This is a genomic window from Rhodococcus sp. 05-339-2, assembly GCF_002258965.1.
Classification (GTDB): Bacteria; Actinomycetota; Actinomycetes; order Mycobacteriales; family Mycobacteriaceae; genus Rhodococcoides.
On sequence record NZ_NOYW01000018.1, the window covers coordinates 564,807 to 579,242 of the forward strand.

The window sequence follows — 14,436 nt, forward strand, 5'->3', positions numbered from 1 at the left end:
TCACTTCCCCTTCGTCGACGGATCGGTTTCGGTGGTGTTCGGCTGCGGTGGAACGGTCGCCGACGGAGCCGGAGCGGGTTTCTCGCGCACCGTCTCCGCCACGGCTTCGGCACCGAGATCGGGATGATCGTCCGGGGAGCCGGCGACCGCCCGGGGAGCCGACATCGAGTGCTCTCGGGCGTACCGGAGGCCTGCGAGGGTGGCTTCGCCTGCGCTGCCGGAGGATTCGAGTGCCCCGGGCCGGTCGTCGGCGAACCCGGCGAGAATTCGCTCGGTCTCGCGGAACGTGCACAGCGGCGCGCCGCGAGTCGGGGTCACCTGCTCACCGGAGCGAAGCGCGTCGACCAGTTCCCGCGCCGACGCCGGAGTTCTGTTGTCGAAGAATTCCCAGTTGACCATCATCACCGGCGCGAAGTCGCACGCGGCGTTGCACTCGATGTGCTCGAGGGTGATGGCACCGTCGGCCGTGGTTCCGCCGTGATCGATGTCGAGGTGGTCCCGCAGGGCGTCCATGATGGCGTCGCCGCCCATGACGGCACACAGGGTGTTGGTGCACACTCCGACGCGATAGTTGCCGGTGGGCTCGCGGCGATACATCGAGTAGAACGTCGCGACCGCGGTCACCTCTGCTCCGGTGAGATCGAGTACGTCCGAGCAGAATTCGATTCCGGCCGGCGTGAGGTATCCGTCCTCGGATTGCACCAGGTGCAGCAACGGCAGCAACGCGGATCGGGTCTGAGGATAGCGGGCGAGGACGATGTCGGCGTCGGCGCGCAGGCGGGCCAGGACGTCGTCGGGATAGGATTCGCGTGCGTCGGGTCCGACCAGTTGTACGGCTTCCTCGGGGCGGGCTCCGAGTTGGACGAGTACCGGCTCCGAGCGTGGCGTGGTCATCGGTCCACCCCGCCCATCACCGGGTCGATACTGGCCACGGCAGCGATGACGTCGGAGATCATGCCGCCCTCGCACATCGCGGCAACCGCCTGCAGGTTGGTGAACGACGGGTCTCTGAAATGCACTCGGTAAGGCCGAGTGCCGCCGTCGCTGACGATGTGCACGCCCAGTTCGCCTCGCGGCGATTCCACGGTGGAGAGCACTTGGCCCGCCGGCACTCGCATTCCCTCGGTCACCAGTTTGAAGTGGTGGATCAACGACTCCATCGAGGTGTCCATGATGGTGCGCACGTGGTCCTGAGAATTGCCGAGACCGTCGGGTCCGGAGACCAGTTCGGCCGGCCAGGCGATCTTCTTGTCGTCGATGACCACCGGTCCGGGTCGCAGCCGATCGAGAGTCTGCTCGACGATCTTGAGCGATTCCTTCATCTCTTCCACGCGAATCAGATAGCGACCGTAGCAGTCGCATCCGGTGTCGGTGACGACATCGAACTCGTAGTTCTCGTACCCGCAGTAGGGATCGGACCGGCGCAGATCGTAGGGAAGTCCGGTCGAGCGAAGCACCGGACCGGTGACGCCGAGTGCCATGCACCCCGTCAGGTCCAGGTAGCCGACGTTCTCGGTTCTGGCCTTCCAGATCGGGTTGTCGTTGAGCATGAGTTCGAGGTCGCGTAGACGGCCGGGAAGAACCCGCAGTAGCTCGCGGACCTTGGCGATCGCATCGGCGGGCAGATCTTGAGACAAGCCCCCGGGACGGATGTAGGCGTGGTTCATCCGAAGTCCGGTGATGGCCTCGAAGACGTCGAGTATCAGTTCGCGTTCCCGGAAGCCGAACAGCATCGCCGTCACGGCACCCAATTCCATTCCGCCCGTGGCCAACGCCACGAGGTGCGAGGAGATCCGATTGAGCTCCATCAGCATCACCCGGACTACCGTCGCGCGCTCGGGAATGTCGTCGGTGATGTCGAGTAGCTTCTCCACCCCGAGGCAGTACGCGGTCTCGTTGAAGAAGGGCGAGAGATAGTCCATCCGAGTGACGAACGTGACGCCCTGGGTCCAGTTACGATATTCGAGGTTCTTCTCGATACCGGTGTGCAGGTAGCCGATTCCGCACCGGGCCTCGGTGACGGTCTCGCCTTCGATCTCGAGTATCAACCGCAGCACACCATGGGTGGACGGGTGTTGCGGACCCATGTTGACCACGATGCGTTCCGTGGTCGACCCGCGGGCCAGTTCGACCACGTCGTCCCAGTCCTGACCCGACACCGCATAGATGGTTTCGTCCGTTGCGCTCATCAGTTGTACGACCTGCGCTCGTTGGGAGGCGCAACCCGAGCGCCCTTGTACTCGATGGGAATTCCGCCCAGGGGATAGTCCTTGCGTTGGGGGTGGCCGACCCAATCGTCGGGCATCTCGATCCGCGTCAGTGCGGGATGACCGTCGAAGACGATGCCGAAGAAGTCGTAGACCTCGCGTTCGTGCCAATCGTTGGTCGGATACACCGCGCAGAGCGAGGGCGTGTGCGGATCTGCATCGGGCACAGCCACTTCGAGTCGCACACGGCGTCCGTGGGTGATGGAGACCAGATGGTAGACCACGCGCAATTCCCGGCCGACATGATCCGGGTAGTGCACGCCCGATGCCCCCGTGCACAATTCGAATCTCAGTTCCCCGTCGTCACGGAGAGCACGGGCGACAGCGGGTACGTGCTCCCGCGAGAGATGCAGCGTCAGTTCGTCGCGGAAGATCACCACACGTTCGACGGCGTCCTCGAACGGTACGGCTGCGTACCCGGAGTCGAGAACAGCGGCCAAGCGATCGACCAGGGCGTCGAAGTAGCTGCCGTAGGGTCGGAGCGCGGTATCGACCGACGCCACCGGCGGCTGCAACCGGCCGTAGCCGGACGTGTCGCCGCTCCCCCGGACACCGAACATCCCGCGGGCTCCGTGCGTCGTCATCGCAGCAGCCCCTTCAAGTCGATGGTCGGGGTGGACGCCAGCGCTGCAGCCTCGGCGGCCGCGCGCACCTGCTCGCGGTTGACACCGAGCGGCATTTCCTGAATCTTCTTGTGCAGCTCCAGGATTGCGTTGAGCAGCATCTCGGGTCGGGGCGGGCAACCGGGCAAGTAGATGTCGACGGGGACGATGTGATCGACACCCTGAACCACCGCGTAGTTGTTGAACATTCCGCCCGAGGACGCGCAGACACCCATGGCGAGGACCCATTTCGGCTCCGCCATCTGGTCGTACACCTGCCGCAGTACGGGCCCCATCTTCTGGCTGACACGCCCCGCCACGATCATCAGGTCCGCTTGACGCGGAGACGCACGGAATGCTTCCATGCCGAATCGCGCGAGATCGAACCGACCGGAGGTGGTGGCCATCATCTCGATCGCACAGCACGCGAGACCGAAGGTCGCGGGCCACAACGAACCCTTACGGGCGTAGCCCGCCAACCCCTCGACGGTGGTCAGCAGAAATCCGCTGGGTAGCTTCTCTTCGAGTCCCATCGATCACGCTCTTTCGCATCCGCTTGAGGTGAGAACAGTGCATCGTGCCGCCGCCGATCAGCGTTCGGGCGTCAGTCCCATCCGAGTCCGCCTCGCCGCCACTCGTAGACGTAGGCCACCGACACGTTGACGACGAACAGTGCCATGGCAACCAGTCCGAAAGCGCCCAGGACGTCGAGGTGCACGGCCCACGGATAGAGGAAGACGATCTCGATGTCGAAAATGATGAACAGCATCGCGGTCAGGTAGAACTTCACCGGAAATCGTTGGCCCGTAGGCGCATGCATCGTGGGCTCGATGCCGCACTCGTACGCGTCGAACTTCGCTCGGTTGTACCGCGCCGGACCCACCATGGTTCCGACCATCACCGAGAACACCGCGAACACGACCGCAATGGCACCGAGAACGAGGATCGGAACGTAGGCGTTCATCCCGGCATCTGCTCCCTCGATCGACTACCGCGCCGGCGCGGAGTAAATGCGACGGCCGTACCAATGTGACCTGAAACACACGATATGGGTTCGGTGTCGATCTCGCGGGATTTCGAGGACTCCAGTTTCGTAATCCGTTGACACGCATGGGGCACCCGGTCTCGACAGTGTGACTCAGATCACTACCCGGCCCCATGCGATCCGGTCGGACGTCAACGACAAACCTCCCGACGATCCCGGCCGAACGAGGCCGCGGCATGAAACAGGAGGAATGATGAAATCGATTTCCGTCTCGGCACTCGCCGCCGAGGGATTGGGAACTGCCCTGCTCGTGATCTTCGGAGTCGGCACCGCCGTCATCGCGGGCGACACTGTCGGCACCCCGGGCATCGCCCTGGCGTTCGGACTCACACTGCTCGCCCTCGTCTACGCGATCGGGCCTGTCTCGGGATGCCACATCAACCCGACCGTGACGATCGGAGCCCTGATAGCTCGCGCCATCACCCCGGTCAAAGCTGCGTTCTACATCGCTGCGCAGGCCGTCGGTGCAGTGATCGGCGCGCTGATCGTACTGTTCGTGGCGTCCGGCCGCCCCGGATACGACATGTCGTCGGACGGTCTGGGCACCAACGGATTCGGCAGCTCGTCACCCGGAGGATACGGGCTGGCGTCGGTGGCGGTGTTCGAGACGATCGCGACCGGCCTGCTCGTCCTGGTCGTACTGGCCACGACCGCCCCCACCGTTCACCCCGTCGTGGCGGCCGGCATCCCGATCGGCCTCACCCTGACCGTGGTTCACCTGCTGGGCATCGGCATCGACTCGACCTCGGTCAACCCTGCTCGGTCCCTCGGCCCGGCCCTCGTCTCCGGCGGACCGGCCCTGTCACAGCTGTGGGTGTTCGTAGTGTTCCCGCTGCTCGGAGCAGTCATCGCCGGTTCGATCCACCGGTTCCTGCTGACGGTCCCCGCATCGGAGAAGACGGTCTGATCTACCGCGGTCGAGAGACCCGGGCACCGACGCGTGCCGAGTGCTGCCCCAGCAGATCGACCACCGCACGCCCGAGCCGAATCGGATCCAACGGGTGCGGTACTGCAGCCTCGGCGCGCGACCATTCGGCCAACCACGCGTCGTCCGGACGTCCGATGAGCACCAACACCGGTGGGCAATCGACGATCTCGTCCTTCAGCTGCTTCGCCAGACCCAGACCGCCGACGGGTGAGGACTCGCCGTCGAGAATCGCCAACGCGACACCGCCTGCATCCATGTGCTCGATGACTACGGCAGCCGTGGCGATGTCGACGTACTCGATGTCACCGAGTGCGGGATCCGGTCGAGTTCCCACCGCAGACCGCACCTGGGCACGGGTGGCGGCATTGCTGCTGTACACGAGCACGCGCAGACGACCGGATGAACTCTCTCCCACTGTGGCGTCGGACACACCGCGATGCTACCGCGCTGTCCCCGCGAATCAGCCCGAAACAGCTACGGCCGACATGCATTCGACGCTGCGAGTCCGGTCAGGACTCGACGGTGACGATCACCGCGGCAGGTTCTTCGGTGGTCGTCACCGTGAACTCGGGTCGATCGGCCGCAACACCGACGAAGGCCTGCGAGATTCCGCCGGGATCGGCCAGAAAATCGACCGAGGCAACAGCGGAACCCTCACTTCCTCGGACACGTTCGGGCCCGGTATACGGAGAGAACGTGCCGTCGGAGTCCGTCGATGTACCGGACAGATCCACCTGCAACACCGATCTTCCCGGCACGGCCAGCGGTTCACTCGTGGCGTAGCGGACGGCTTCGTCGACATACCGCACCGTGTAGGAGACAGGGCCGTTGCCCGCCAACCGGAATATGACAGTCGACGACCCCTCGAACACCACGTCGGTGACACCGACCGGCGACGCGCTCGGGAACCGCGCGCCATCGAGGCTCGGGGGTAGCTCTGTCACCACGGGCGGCGGCGCTTCGACGGTCGGCCCGGGATGGGACACGGGATCACCGACCACCAAAGATCCCGTGACCGTCACGTAGTTCGTGCCGGCCGAGACCTCGTCGACCCGGCCGCTGCCGTCCTCGCCGGCACAACCCGCGAGAAGACCGAGCGCCAGCGATCCGACGACCCAGAGCGCGAGTGGAGACCTGCGGTGGCCGTCGTACATCGCCATACCGTACTGAAGAAACCGATCGGTTCGGTAGTGCTGTCCCGACGCAAATCGGTCACGATTGCACCGTCCTGCGATGCTGCTAGCGTCGGAGGGTATGGAGCCCAAGAGCTATTCGTCCGGTGAGCGTGTGTTCGGTCCGCCCAACGGGACTTTCGACGCGGACTGGGCTGCCACCGCACTGCGCTCGAACCGCCCCGAGTTGGACCATCCCACCTCGGTACGCCTGGTGGAACGGGCCTGGGAGCTACTCCGAACGCAGGGCCTGCGCGGAGAACCGCTGGCAGCTGCACTGGACCTCGAGCCCGGTCTCGCAACTGCGGTGTCCGCCGTCGCCACCGAGACCGCCGAGCTGTACCTGGACCCTCGGTAGTTTCCGAGTCTCTCAGCGCGCACCGAACTGCTCGACGGCGAAGCCGGCCACGAGCACCGCTGTTCCTCCGATTTCGCCGACGATCAACGACACCATGAACAGATGCGTCCCCGGGACGGGATCGACGAACTGGTTCTCGGTGTCCCGACGAAACCCGTGCACGGTGTAGCTCACGACGGCAGCGACGAAGAACAACAGCACCACCGATGCGGCGATCAGATCCACCGGCACCGACCACGCGCTGAACTGCGCCAGCACAGCGAGTACCAGAGCGGCGAACGAGTACATCAACGCTGCCCGATGGGCGATGTCGACGTACCGGTGGGCAGTGCCGTCCGGAGACGTCGACATCTGGTGGTACTTGACGACACCCAACCCCAGTGCCCACAGCAGCAGCAGACCGGCCACGAGGACGATCACCTTGGTGTCCAATTCCAACTGCATGTTTCTCCCCCACTAGATCCCGCGCCGAAGGTATCACCGGACTTGCTACCTTTCGGCAATGCCGGCCGACCCCGAACTGTCCCAGAACGCGTACGGACTCCGCTTCGACTGGGGTCTGCGCGGTGCCGATGCCTGTGTCGACGGCGCCGACATCGCCGTCGTCGTGGATGTCCTGTCGTTCACGACCACTCTCACGGTCGCTGTGGACGCGGGTATCGACGTCATCCCCAGTCGGTGGCGCGACGACCGGGCCACCGAGTTGGCCGAGCAGTTCGACGCGGTCCTGGCCGTGGGGCGGTCGGCCGCCTCACCGGGCCGGATCAGCTTGTGCCCGGCCACCGTACGGGCCGCGCCGGCACCGGCTCGGCTGGTGTTGCCGTCACCGAACGGGTCCACCATTGCCCACGATCTCGCGAGCACTGCCCCGCTGTGTGTGGGAGCGTCGCTGAGAAACGCGTCCGCAGTGGCGCAGTGGATACGGGCCGTGAACAGCAGTGCGGTGACAGCGGTCATAGCGGCCGGAGAACGATGGCCGGACGGATCGCTCCGCCCCGCCGTCGAGGACCTGTGGGGGGCCGGTGCAGTCATCGCCGCCCTGCTCGACGCCGGAGCATCCGATGCCTCCCCCGAGGCGAGAACGGCCGCTGCCGCGTGGCGAGCCGTCATGCACGACGTGGGCTCCGAGCTGCGGCAATGCGCCTCGGGTCGCGAATTGGCCGGGATGGGACACCCGGAAGACGTCGACATCGCAGCCGAGGTCGATTCGAGTTCCTGCGTTCCGATTCTGCGCGACGGAGTATTCGTCGACGCGGCTCGGTCGTGAGTCGACGGGCGATCCACACGACCCACGATGCCGACCCGACACGGCCGATCGTGTCCGATATTTGGATCGGACACCCGAATCACGGATCATACGGTGGTGAGTACGGAACGAGTCGCCCCCAAGACCACCGTCGTTGTACCGACGTACAACGAACGTGAGAACCTCCCCAAGCTCGTCGAGCTGCTGGCCGGGTTACAGGTGGAAGGGCTCGGTGTGTTGGTGGTCGACGACAATTCGCCGGACGGCACCGGCGAGGTCGCCGACAAATTGGCCATCGACGGACCCATCGACGTCAGCGTTCTGCACCGCACCGAGAAGAACGGGCTCGGCCGCGCATACGTCGCAGGCATGACGAGAGCGCTCGACGAAGGTGCGGACATCGTCATTCAGATGGACGCCGATCTCTCGCACCCCACCGAGGTGATTCCGGCGATGATCGACAAACTCAACACCAGCGACGCGGCCGTGGTGCTCGGATCGCGATACGTACCGGGCGGAGCGGTCGCTGCCGATTGGCCCTGGCATCGCAAGGCCCTGTCCGCATGGGCGAATTTCTACGTGAACACGATCCTGCGCCTCGGAGTCAAGGATGCGACCGCGGGATTCAAGGCGTGGCACGCGCGCACCCTGCGCACCATCGATGTCGCCTCGGTCGAGAGCAACGGGTACGCGTTCCAGGTGGAGATGAACTACCGAACCGTCAAACACGGCCTCACTCTCGCCGAAGTGCCGATCACGTTCGAGGAGCGCAGCGAGGGCGAATCCAAGATGAGCCTGTCGGTGCAGCTCGAGTCGGCATTGGTGCCCTGGAAGTTGTTGCTGGGCAAGAAGAAACTCTGACCCCACACGTCAAGGCGTGAAGCGTCGGAATCCGCCCTCGGCCCCGATCACCTGACCGGTGATCGAGCCCGAATCGGGCGAGAGCAGCATCGCCACGACGGCCGCGGCCTCGTCCGGAGAGTTCCACCGACCGCGCGGCATGTGGCGTGAAACGAACTCGTCCAGATCCGCACTGGCCCAGCCGGTATCGGTCGGACCCGGATTGATCGTGTTGACGGTGATGCCTCGCTCGATCACCGAATCGGCCAGCGTAGAGGTGATCGACGCAATGGCACCCTTGCTCACTGCGTAGGGAATTTCGGTCGGCATGGGCCCTTCGTCCTGCCCGGAGGTGAACAGTACGACGCGACCACCGTCGGGATGCGCCACGTAGCGCCGCACGAATTCCTGAACCAGGAGCAGAGACGCTCGCACGTTCACCGCCCAGGTCAGGTCGAGCGACTCCGCCGTCATCGAATCCAGATCACCCACCTGCGACCGCGCATGGTTGACCACCAGAGAATCGATCGCACCGAGCCTGAATTCGGCCGCGTCGAACAGGGCTGCCGGTGCCGCGGGATCGACGAAATCGATGTCGAGGTGGCCGAGCCTGTCGTCGGCGATCGACAACTCGGCCAACACCTTCCTCGCTCCCGGTGTGCCTGCTCCCCACGGCTCGGTGGCGTCGTAGCCGTCGCACGAGTGCGCGAAGACGCGGGTGGTCTCGTCCTGCAGCAGACGGCGGGTGACAGCGATGCCGATTCCCTGCCGCCGACCTACGCCGGTGACGAGGACTGTTCTGCCTCGTGCCGGCACGTCCGAGTTTCTCATGCCGCTTCCTTGACCGACGCGGCGTACACATCGACGTATTCCTGCCCCGACAGGGTCGCCAGCGCCGCCATCACCTCATCGGTGACCGCTCGCAGAATGGCCTTGCTGTTCTCTCCCCCTGCGTATCTCGTGAAATCCAATGGTTCGCCGACGACCATGCGCACCTTTCCCGGACGCCACATTCTCGAGCCGACCGGATTGACGGCGAGCGTTCCGTGCATCACCAACGGTACGACGGGGGCACCTGTTTCGATCGCGACGCGCGCCAGGCCGGTCTTGCCCTTGTACAGCCGTCCGTCAGGAGATCGAGTTCCCTCCGGATACACTGCCCATACCTCCCCTTGTCGCAGAATGCTTTTCGCGGCCTCGAGCGCCGGGGCCGACGCGTCGGCACCGCGTCGATCGACCGGAACCTGACCTGTCGCGCTGTAGAACCACCGAAGCGCCGCCCCCTTGATTCCCCGGCCCGTGAAGTACTCGCTCTTGGCGATGAAGGTGACGCGGCGACGCACCAGGAGGACGAGGAAGAAGGAGTCGACGACCGTGAGGTGGTTGCCCGCGATGATCACCGGACCCGAGGTCGGTAGATTCTGCGTCCCGGACACTTTCGGTCGACCGAGACTGCGCAGAATCGGCCCGATCAACACGCATTTGAACAGCAGGTACCACACGTCGGATCCTCTCGGCTGGACAACGTCGACACCGAGAGTAGACAATGTCTACGTGCCGGACAACCTCAGGACTCGACTGGTGAACGCGGGTGTTCGCCTGCTCGAAAGCGAGGGACAGGGCGGGCTGACCATCAGAGCGGTCACCCGCGAAGCGGGCGTATCGCACGGCGCACCGAGACGGTACTTTCCGACGTTGAGCGCACTTGCCGCGGCGGTGGCTCGAGTCGGTCTGATCGACTTGGGGGTGGCGCTGAACTCGGCGGCGCAACAAGCCGTTTCACCCCGCCAGTCACTGGATGCGATGGCACATACCTACGTGCAGTTCGCTGCGCAGCGCCAGGCGATGTTCGCACTCATCTTCAGGCACGACCTGCTCGAGGGCTCGGGCGAGAACCTGCGGCTGGCGTCGCGGCCGGTGTTCGACGCGTTGATCGACGCGGTCGAAGCCGTTGCGCCGGAGAATCCACAGTTCACAGCCCTGCGACTGTGGACCTCCGTGCACGGAATAGCGGCGCTCCACTCCACCCGTGCGCTGGAGCCGATCACCGACGTTTCGGCGGTGACGGAGTTGACCCGCCGCGCCGTGCGCGACGTGATCGCCGACGCTACCGAACGAGGGACCTGACCGACGCAGGCAGCTGGCGAACGTTCTTGTAGGGGCCGACCACCGCGGCACCGAAAGGACGCTCGAGCAACACGGCTGCAACCTCGCGCACCTCGTCGTTGCCGACGCTGTCGATCCGCGCCAACGTGTCGGTGATGTCGCGGTGATTACCGTAATTCAGTTCACTACGACCGATACGGTTCATCCGAGAGCCCGAATCTTCGAGTCCCAGAACCAATCCGCCTCGCAACGAACCCTTGGCCCGCGCGCACTCCGCGTCGGTGATGCCCTCGGAGGCGACCTTGGCCAGCACTTCCCTGATCACCGTCGTCACTTCGCCCAAGTTCTCCGGCTGGCAACCCGCATAGACGGAGAAGGCACCACTGTCGGCGAACGTGTCCACCGACGAGTACACCGAATACGCCAGACCGCGCTCTTCTCTGATCTCCTGAAAGAGACGGGAACTGAGCCCGCCTCCCACGGCCGAGTTCAGCACGGACAACGCCCAGCGGTGCCCCTCGTGTCGACCGAACGCCCGTACACCCAGGCACAGGTGGGCCTGTTCACTGTCACGAGTGGTCAGGCTCAACGTGGGTGCGCTACGCAATCGCGCTGTACCGGAACGTCTTTCGGCCGGCCTCAGACCCTTGTCCAGATGACCGGAGAACGCTCGGCGCACGAGCGAAACGATCTGCTTGTGATCGACGTTGCCCGCAACCGCAACGACCATGCGCTGCGGGGTGTATCGACGAACGTGGAACGAGTGCAGTTGCGCACGCGTCATCGACTCGATGGATTCGACGGAGCCGATGATCGGGCGTCCGATCGGATGATCGCCGAACATGGCTTCCAGGAAGGCATCTCCCAGCAGATCCTCCGGATCGTCGTCGCGCATGGAGATCTCTTCGAGGACCACCTGACGCTCGACGTCCACATCGGCAGATCGGCACCGACCACGCAGCACCACATCGCTGACCAAATCGATGGCGAGCGCCACGTCCTCGTCGAGCACGTGCGCATAGAAGCAAGTGCTCTCCTTCGAGGTGAACGCGTTCAGCTCGCCCCCGACGCCGTCCATCACCTGGGCGATTTCGAGCGCACTACGCGTAGGAGTCGACTTGAACAGCAAGTGTTCGAGGAAATGTGCCGCACCGGCAACACTGGGCTGTTCGTCTCGTGAGCCGACCCCGACCCACACACCGACCGAAGCCGAGCGAACGCCGGGCACGAACTCGGTGACGACCCGAAGACCGCCGGGCAGAGTCGTCCGTTGCACACCCGTATCGATGGTGATGCTCTCTGGAACGGCCGAACGGTACGTCCCGAGGGGACGTACCGTTCGACTCGATTGCTTCTTACTCAGCGCTGACCTCGGCGGGTGCCTCGGAAGCATCGGCGGGAGCAGCCGCGTTGTCGTCCTCGACGGGAACGAGGCTGATCTTGCCGCGGTTGTCGATGTCGGCGATCTCGACGCGCAACTTGGATCCGACGCTGACGACGTCCTCGACCTTGTTGATGCGTTTGCCGTTGCCGAGCTTGGAGATGTGCACCAGTCCGTCGCGGCCCGGGAGCAGCGAGACGAATGCACCGAAAGCCGTTGTCTTGACAACGGTTCCGAGGAATCGCTCGCCGACCTTCGGCAGCTGCGGGTTGGCGATGGCGTTGATCATGTCGATCGCGGCCTGTGCGGACGGGCCGTCCGCTGCACCGACGTAGACAGTGCCGTCATCTTCGATGGAGATGTTGGCACCGGTCTGCTCGGTGATGGAGTTGATCATCTTGCCCTTGGGCCCGATGACCTCACCGATCTTGTCGACGGGCACCTTGATCGCGGTGACGCGAGGTGCGTACGGGCTCATCTCGTCCGGGGTGTCGATGGCCTCTGCCATGACCTCGAGGATCGTCGTGCGAGCATCCTTGGCCTGCGACAGCGCGCCGGCGAGCACCTTGGAGGGGATGCCGTCGAGCTTGGTGTCGAGCTGCAGAGCCGTGACGAAGTCCTTGGTTCCGGCGACCTTGAAGTCCATGTCACCGAACGCGTCCTCGGCACCGAGAATGTCGGTGAGTGCGACGTAGCGAGTCTCGCCGTCGACCTCGTCGGACACGAGGCCCATCGCGATACCGGCGACCGGGGCACGCAGCGGCACACCGGCATTGAGCAGCGACAGAGTCGATGCGCAGACCGAGCCCATCGAGGTCGAGCCGTTGGAGCTCAGCGCCTCGGAGACCTGACGGATGGCGTACGGGAACTCCGCCTGGCTGGGCAGCACCGGCAGCAGAGCGCGCTCGGCGAGTGCGCCGTGCCCGATCTCGCGACGCTTCGGCGAACCGACGCGGCCGGTCTCACCGGTGGAGTACGGCGGGAAGTTGTAATGGTGCATGTAGCGCTTGGACGTCTCGGGCCCGAGCGAGTCGACCTGTTGCGCCATCTTGACCATGTCGAGGGTGGTGACGCCCAGGATCTGGGTCTCCCCGCGCTCGAACAGGGCCGATCCGTGGGTACGCGGGATGATCGCGACCTCGGCGGAGAGCGAGCGGATGTCGGTGATGCCGCGGCCGTCGATGCGGAAGTGATCGGTGAGGATGCGCTGGCGAACCGACTTCTTGGTCAGTGCGCGGAACGCCGCACCGATTTCCTTCTCGCGACCGGCGAAGCTGTCTCCGACCGACGTCAGGACCTGAGCCTTGACCTCGTCGAGCTTGTTCTCACGCTCGGCCTTGCCGGCAATGGTCAGCGCCTCGTTCAGCGGGATCTTGGCGGCGTTCTCCACGGCCTCGAAGACGTCGGACTGGTACGCCGGGAAGACCGGGTAGTCGCCGGTGGGCTTGGCTGCCTTGGCGGCGAGCTCCTGCTGCGCGGTGCACAGCGCGGCGATGAAGGGCTTCGATGCCTCGAGGCCCTCGGCGACGACGGTCTCGTTGGGGGCGGTGGCACCACCCTCGATGAGCTCGATGACGTTCTCGGTGGCCTCGGCTTCGACCATCATGATCGCGACGTCTGCGTCGGCACCGGAGCCGGAGACGATGCGGCCGGCGACGACCATGTTGAACACGGCCTTCTCGAGCTGCTCGTTGGTGGGGAACGCAACCCACTGCTTGTCGATCAGTGCGACGCGAACGCCGCCGATCGGGCCGGAGAACGGCAGTCCGGCGATCTGCGTCGAGGCCGATGCCGCGTTGATCGCGACGACGTCGTACAGATCGGCCGGGTTGAGGCTCATGACCGTGATGACGACCTGGATCTCGTTGCGCAGTCCGTCGACGAACGTCGGACGCAGCGGCCGGTCGATCAGGCGGCAGGTGAGGATGGCGTCGGTGGACGGACGTCCCTCGCGGCGGAAGAACGATCCGGGGATGCGGCCCGCGGCGTACATGCGCTCTTCGACGTCGACCGTCAGCGGGAAGAAATCGAATCCCTCACGGGGGTGCTTACCTGCAGTCGTTGCCGACAGCAGCATGGTGTCCTCGTCGAGGTACGCGGCGACTGCGCCTGCGGCCTGCTGTGCGAGGCGGCCGGTCTCGAAGCGGATGGTCCGCTTGCCGAACGTGCCGTTGTCGATGATCGCAGTTGCTTGGTAGACGCCTTCTTCGACGTCCAATGTTGTGGTTTCCGACATGTGTTCTGTTCTCGTCCTCTCGTCTTTGCCGTGCCCGCGTGGACACACCACGAGCCCTCCTGGCTGTGGCGGCATACCTGTGCCGTCCATCTCCGAGCTTCTCTCGGGACGCGGCTACGCGGAGGCGGCCATCGATCGAAGCCCACCGGATCTCGTATCCGAAAGGCCACTACCGAAGACCGTCACCACGGCGTGACAGGCATACACGGCGGTGTGCGGATGCCGTGCATCCGCTTTCTCGTGCTGGTCGAACTG

General features: G+C 64.9%; 17 protein-coding genes. 5 read left to right on the forward strand and 12 right to left on the reverse strand.

Features of this window, described 5'->3' with window-relative positions:
• The 5 genes from nuoE to CH273_RS20355 all read right to left on the reverse strand — a co-directional run bounded on the left by nuoE (position 1) and on the right by CH273_RS20355 (position 3,833).
• Positions 1–894 (reverse strand): NADH-quinone oxidoreductase subunit NuoE, encoded by an 894-nt coding sequence (gene nuoE, locus CH273_RS20335; protein WP_032397858.1) that lies wholly within the window; start codon positions 892–894, stop codon positions 1–3.
• A complete protein-coding gene (gene nuoD, locus CH273_RS20340; protein ID WP_032397857.1) occupies positions 891–2,189 on the reverse strand; it encodes an NADH dehydrogenase (quinone) subunit D in 1,299 nt (432 codons plus the stop codon). The genes nuoE and nuoD overlap by 4 nt, the downstream gene beginning before the upstream one ends.
• Positions 2,189–2,851, reverse strand: a complete 663-nt coding sequence (locus CH273_RS20345) for an NADH-quinone oxidoreductase subunit C (protein ID WP_032397856.1) — start codon at positions 2,849–2,851, stop codon at positions 2,189–2,191. Before CH273_RS20345 ends, nuoD begins: the two co-directional genes overlap by 1 nt.
• Entirely contained in the window at positions 2,848–3,402 is a 555-nt protein-coding gene (locus CH273_RS20350) for a NuoB/complex I 20 kDa subunit family protein (protein ID WP_032397855.1), read from the reverse strand. Before CH273_RS20350 ends, CH273_RS20345 begins: the two co-directional genes overlap by 4 nt.
• A 71-nt stretch (positions 3,403–3,473) precedes the next feature.
• Complete coding sequence (locus CH273_RS20355; protein ID WP_032397854.1) at positions 3,474–3,833, reverse strand: NADH-quinone oxidoreductase subunit A; 360 nt, start codon at positions 3,831–3,833, stop codon at positions 3,474–3,476.
• 274 nt (positions 3,834–4,107) lie between these two features.
• On the opposite strand from CH273_RS20355, the gene CH273_RS20360 reads away from it, so the two are divergent.
• Positions 4,108–4,821, forward strand: a complete 714-nt coding sequence (locus CH273_RS20360; RefSeq protein WP_032398382.1) for an aquaporin — start codon at positions 4,108–4,110, stop codon at positions 4,819–4,821.
• Between the two features lies 1 nt (position 4,822).
• Here the strand turns inward: CH273_RS20360 and CH273_RS20365 are convergent, their stop codons facing one another.
• Both CH273_RS20365 and CH273_RS20370 read right to left on the reverse strand, forming a co-directional pair.
• Positions 4,823–5,272, reverse strand: a complete 450-nt coding sequence (locus CH273_RS20365; protein WP_052050304.1) for a hypothetical protein — start codon at positions 5,270–5,272, stop codon at positions 4,823–4,825.
• Between the two features lie 79 nt (positions 5,273–5,351).
• Complete coding sequence (locus CH273_RS20370; RefSeq protein WP_143546254.1) at positions 5,352–5,996, reverse strand: AMIN-like domain-containing (lipo)protein; 645 nt, start codon at positions 5,994–5,996, stop codon at positions 5,352–5,354.
• Positions 5,997–6,075: 79 nt separating this feature from the next.
• Between CH273_RS20370 and CH273_RS20375 the strand changes: the two genes are divergently transcribed.
• Positions 6,076–6,372, forward strand: coding sequence for a hypothetical protein (locus CH273_RS20375; RefSeq protein ID WP_230597004.1), 297 nt, complete (start codon positions 6,076–6,078; stop codon positions 6,370–6,372).
• A 12-nt stretch (positions 6,373–6,384) separates the two neighbouring features.
• Here the strand turns inward: CH273_RS20375 and CH273_RS20380 are convergent, their stop codons facing one another.
• Positions 6,385–6,816: a hypothetical protein gene (locus tag CH273_RS20380; RefSeq protein WP_032397852.1), complete on the reverse strand. Its 432-nt coding sequence runs from the start codon at positions 6,814–6,816 to the stop codon at positions 6,385–6,387.
• A gap of 58 nt (positions 6,817–6,874) precedes the next feature.
• On the opposite strand from CH273_RS20380, the gene CH273_RS20385 reads away from it, so the two are divergent.
• Both CH273_RS20385 and CH273_RS20390 read left to right on the forward strand, forming a co-directional pair.
• Positions 6,875–7,639, forward strand: a complete 765-nt coding sequence (locus tag CH273_RS20385) for a 2-phosphosulfolactate phosphatase (RefSeq protein ID WP_032397851.1) — start codon at positions 6,875–6,877, stop codon at positions 7,637–7,639.
• A gap of 96 nt (positions 7,640–7,735) precedes the next feature.
• Positions 7,736–8,479, forward strand: coding sequence for a polyprenol monophosphomannose synthase (locus CH273_RS20390; RefSeq protein WP_032398379.1), 744 nt, complete (start codon positions 7,736–7,738; stop codon positions 8,477–8,479).
• A 9-nt stretch (positions 8,480–8,488) separates the two neighbouring features.
• On the opposite strand, the gene CH273_RS20395 is transcribed toward CH273_RS20390, so the two are convergent.
• Both CH273_RS20395 and CH273_RS20400 read right to left on the reverse strand, forming a co-directional pair.
• The gene (locus tag CH273_RS20395) at positions 8,489–9,289 is read right to left on the reverse strand and encodes an SDR family oxidoreductase (protein ID WP_032397850.1); all 801 of its coding nucleotides are present in this window, start codon (positions 9,287–9,289) and stop codon (positions 8,489–8,491) included.
• The gene (locus CH273_RS20400; RefSeq protein ID WP_032397849.1) at positions 9,286–9,960 is read right to left on the reverse strand and encodes a lysophospholipid acyltransferase family protein; all 675 of its coding nucleotides are present in this window, start codon (positions 9,958–9,960) and stop codon (positions 9,286–9,288) included. The genes CH273_RS20395 and CH273_RS20400 overlap by 4 nt, the downstream gene beginning before the upstream one ends.
• 52 nt (positions 9,961–10,012) lie before the next feature.
• Here CH273_RS20400 and CH273_RS20405 point away from each other — a divergent pair, with 52 nt between their 5' ends.
• A complete protein-coding gene (locus tag CH273_RS20405) occupies positions 10,013–10,585 on the forward strand; it encodes a TetR/AcrR family transcriptional regulator (RefSeq protein ID WP_082322654.1) in 573 nt (190 codons plus the stop codon).
• Here the strand turns inward: CH273_RS20405 and CH273_RS20410 are convergent.
• On the reverse strand, positions 10,566–11,957 hold the full coding sequence (locus tag CH273_RS20410; RefSeq protein WP_179272755.1) for a M16 family metallopeptidase: 1,392 nt from the start codon (positions 11,955–11,957) through the stop codon (positions 10,566–10,568). The two genes, CH273_RS20405 and CH273_RS20410, sit on opposite strands and share 20 nt — an antisense overlap.
• A complete protein-coding gene (locus CH273_RS20415; RefSeq protein ID WP_032397848.1) occupies positions 11,920–14,181 on the reverse strand; it encodes a polyribonucleotide nucleotidyltransferase in 2,262 nt (753 codons plus the stop codon). The genes CH273_RS20410 and CH273_RS20415 overlap by 38 nt, the downstream gene beginning before the upstream one ends.
• Between the last annotated feature and the right edge of the window lie 255 nt (positions 14,182–14,436).

Excerpts from the sequence above, each read along its gene's own strand:
- nuoE (WP_032397858.1), bottom strand. The coding sequence starts at position 894 with ATGACCACGCCACGCTCGGAGCCGGTACTCGTCCAACTCGGAGCCCGC.
- nuoD (WP_032397857.1), bottom strand. The coding sequence starts at position 2,189 with ATGAGCGCAACGGACGAAACCATCTATGCGGTGTCGGGTCAGGACTGG.
- CH273_RS20345 (WP_032397856.1), bottom strand. The coding sequence starts at position 2,851 with ATGACGACGCACGGAGCCCGCGGGATGTTCGGTGTCCGGGGGAGCGGC.
- CH273_RS20350 (WP_032397855.1), bottom strand. The coding sequence starts at position 3,402 with ATGGGACTCGAAGAGAAGCTACCCAGCGGATTTCTGCTGACCACCGTC.
- CH273_RS20355 (WP_032397854.1), bottom strand. The coding sequence starts at position 3,833 with ATGAACGCCTACGTTCCGATCCTCGTTCTCGGTGCCATTGCGGTCGTG.
- CH273_RS20360 (WP_032398382.1), top strand. The coding sequence starts at position 4,108 with ATGAAATCGATTTCCGTCTCGGCACTCGCCGCCGAGGGATTGGGAACT.
- CH273_RS20370 (WP_143546254.1), bottom strand. The coding sequence starts at position 5,996 with ATGTACGACGGCCACCGCAGGTCTCCACTCGCGCTCTGGGTCGTCGGA.
- CH273_RS20375 (WP_230597004.1), top strand. The coding sequence starts at position 6,076 with ATGCTGCTAGCGTCGGAGGGTATGGAGCCCAAGAGCTATTCGTCCGGT.
- CH273_RS20380 (WP_032397852.1), bottom strand. The coding sequence starts at position 6,816 with ATGCAGTTGGAATTGGACACCAAGGTGATCGTCCTCGTGGCCGGTCTG.
- CH273_RS20385 (WP_032397851.1), top strand. The coding sequence starts at position 6,875 with ATGCCGGCCGACCCCGAACTGTCCCAGAACGCGTACGGACTCCGCTTC.
- CH273_RS20395 (WP_032397850.1), bottom strand. The coding sequence starts at position 9,289 with ATGAGAAACTCGGACGTGCCGGCACGAGGCAGAACAGTCCTCGTCACC.
- CH273_RS20410 (WP_179272755.1), bottom strand. The coding sequence starts at position 11,957 with ATGCTTCCGAGGCACCCGCCGAGGTCAGCGCTGAGTAAGAAGCAATCG.
- CH273_RS20415 (WP_032397848.1), bottom strand. The coding sequence starts at position 14,181 with ATGTCGGAAACCACAACATTGGACGTCGAAGAAGGCGTCTACCAAGCA.